This is a genomic window from Paratractidigestivibacter sp., from assembly GCF_052362415.1.
In the GTDB taxonomy this organism is placed as follows: Bacteria; Actinomycetota; Coriobacteriia; order Coriobacteriales; family Atopobiaceae; genus Paratractidigestivibacter.
Genome location: NZ_DAWEMK010000047.1, coordinates 10260 through 12661 on the forward strand (window position 1 = coordinate 10260; position 2402 = coordinate 12661).

General features: G+C 64.7%; 3 protein-coding genes. All 3 read right to left on the bottom strand.

Features of this window, described 5'->3' with window-relative positions; genetic code table 11:
* On the bottom strand, window positions 1–1262 hold a 1262-nt coding region (locus ACT84W_RS06200; RefSeq protein ID WP_444328587.1), incomplete at its 3' end, for a glycoside hydrolase family 3 C-terminal domain-containing protein.
* A gap of 24 nt (window positions 1263–1286) precedes the next feature.
* Window positions 1287–1775, bottom strand: a complete 489-nt coding sequence (locus tag ACT84W_RS06205; protein WP_444328585.1) for a hypothetical protein — start codon at window positions 1773–1775, stop codon at window positions 1287–1289.
* Window positions 1776–1987: 212 nt separating this feature from the next.
* Window positions 1988–2402, bottom strand: a 415-nt coding sequence (bilQ, locus tag ACT84W_RS06210) for a bilirubin utilization transcriptional regulator BilQ (RefSeq protein ID WP_444328586.1), incomplete at its 5' end; no start/stop codon positions are given.

Genomic DNA, 2402 nt, shown 5'->3' on the forward strand with positions numbered 1-2402 from the left:
TCGTGGGCGCCGTTGCCGATGGCGAAGTAGTAGCTGCCGGGGTCGAGGATGTAGGTGCCCTTGGTACCGTCGCCGTTGTCGTGCTCGGAGTCGTAGGAGGCGATGTACTGCAGGTCGACCTTGACGTCGACCTCCTCGGAGGCGCCGGGGGCGAGCTCGGAGGTCTTGCCGAAGCCGAGGAGCTGAACCGCGGGCTTCTCGACGCCGCCGGCGGTGTAGGGGGCCTGGCCGTAGACCTGGACCGCGGACTTGCCGGCCACGTCGCCGGTGTTGGTCACGTTGACCTTGAAGGTCGCGTAGGCCTCGGTCTCGCCGTTCTTGCCCTTGGTGACGCTGAACTCGGGCTCACCCATGAGCTCCTGCTTGAAGGTGGTGTAGCTGAGTCCGTAGCCGAAGCTGTAGGTGACCTCGTCGTCGTAGTTCCAGGCGCCCTCGCCGGCGGTCGCGCCCGCCTCGGAGGTTGCGTTGCCCTGGCCGAGCGCGGCGTCGTAGTAACGGGTCTCGTAGTACTTGTAGCCGGTGTAGATGCCCTCGGCCTCGATCACGTACTTGCTCGAGGTGTCGCCGAACTGGCCGGCGGAGCGGGTGAGGACGTCCTTGTTGGCATAGGTGAAGTCGCCCATGTTCTTCGCGGACGGCGCGGAGTTCTCGTTCACGGCGTAGGTGTCGGACAGCGAGCCGGAGGGGTTCGCGCGGCCGACGAGGAGGTCGGCGATACCCAGGGTGCCGTAGGCGCCGGGGTGGCCGACCCACAGGATGGCCGAGACGTTCGGGTCGTCGGCGAGCTCCTGGATCTGGACCGGGGTGTCGGTGTTCACGAGGACGACGACGTTCTTGGAGCACTCCTCGGCCATCTTGATGGCCTCGCGCTCGTTGTCGGTGAGCTCGAGCGGGTCCGAGGCGCCGATGCCGTCGGCGACGGAGCCGGGCAGGAAGTCGTTGGCCTCGGCGGAGGCGCGGCTGATGGTCACGATGGCGGCGTCGCCGTACTGCGAGCAGCTCGACGCGAGGTCGCCGCCGGCGGCCTGCTCGACCTCGGAGCGGCTCGGCTCCTTCGGGTCGTAGTCGGGCGTCGCGACCTCGTTCTCGGCGTGGTTATAGGTCTCGTTGAGCGAGGTGTAGGCGCTAACGAGCGTCGGATTGATGTTCAGGCCCGCGCCCTCGAAGTCGAACTCGTCGCCCGACCAGCCGCCGGGCATGGTGGACTGCGGCGGGGTGAAGCTGATGCCGCGGTCGTCGCCGCCGGCCTTGCCCATCTGCATCTTCACGGAACGCGCGATGGTGTCCTAGAAGTCGGTCTTGTTCTGCGAGAGAGCCTGCTCGAGGCTGATGCAGGGGCCCATGACCTTGGTGCCCATGCCGGAGCCGAGCAGCATCGTGTGGCTGCGGATGCCGAACAGCGAGACGTTCTCGCCGGACTGCAGCGGCAGGCCGCGGCCGTCGGAGGTGTTGTTCTTCAGCAGGACGGCGCCCTCGGCCTCCTGCTTACGACCGAGGTCGATGCCCTTCTGGATCAGGGCGCGAGAGTTGCCCGTCCCGTCCGCGTTGAGGACGTCGGAGGAGGGCTTGTAGTTCTCGTAGAGGGGCTCGTCGGCCGTGGAGGTCGAGACGAACTTCTCGCTGGTGGTGCCGAGGTTGGAGTCAATCGTGGAGCGGTACCCCTCAAGCAGCGTTCCCGCGCCCATCGAGAGTGACAGGGTGAACGCGCATACCGCGGTGAGTCCCCTGTACAGACCGGCTCTCACGACCTTCCGTGCCTCTTTTTCTTCGCTCATGTGAGCTCCCTTCCATGTGGTAACTGATATACCAGCAATTGAATACTGACTGGATTTGAAGGTCCTGTGATATATCAGATAGCTAAATGGAGGGATTTAGTTGGTGAACGGTAGTATTTGGCGACCTAAATGGCTTTTGGAACAAAAGAAACGGCTGACGGAATCGATTACCCCGCCAGCCGCGCTCTTACTAATATATCTGACGAATTCGGCTAGTTCCCGTACTCGCGCTGCGCCCCCATCGAGAAGACCACGCGTCCGAGTAGGTCGACGAGCTGCGATTTCTCTGCAGGATCGAGGCACGAGAGCGCCTCCTCGTCCCACTCGGTCACCAACTCCTCGACGAACGCAGAGACCTCCTTGCCCTTCTGGGTGAGGTGCAGGAGGTTCGAGCGCCCGTCCGCGGGGTTCGGCGCACGCTCGATGACGCCCGCCTCGACGAGCTTGGACACCGAGCGCGTCGAGTAACCCACGTCGACGCGCAGGGCGTTGTTCATCTCGGTCTGGGTGCAGCCCTCGTGCGCGCCGACGTAGAGCACGAAGTACACGAGCCCCTGCGAGAGCCCGACCTCCTTCAGGCGCTCGGCGCATATCTCCTGGAAGTTGTGGCGCAGGCCCGAGACGAGC

Excerpts from the sequence above, each read along its gene's own strand:
- ACT84W_RS06205 (WP_444328585.1), bottom strand. The coding sequence starts at position 1,775 with ATGAGCGAAGAAAAAGAGGCACGGAAGGTCGTGAGAGCCGGTCTGTAC.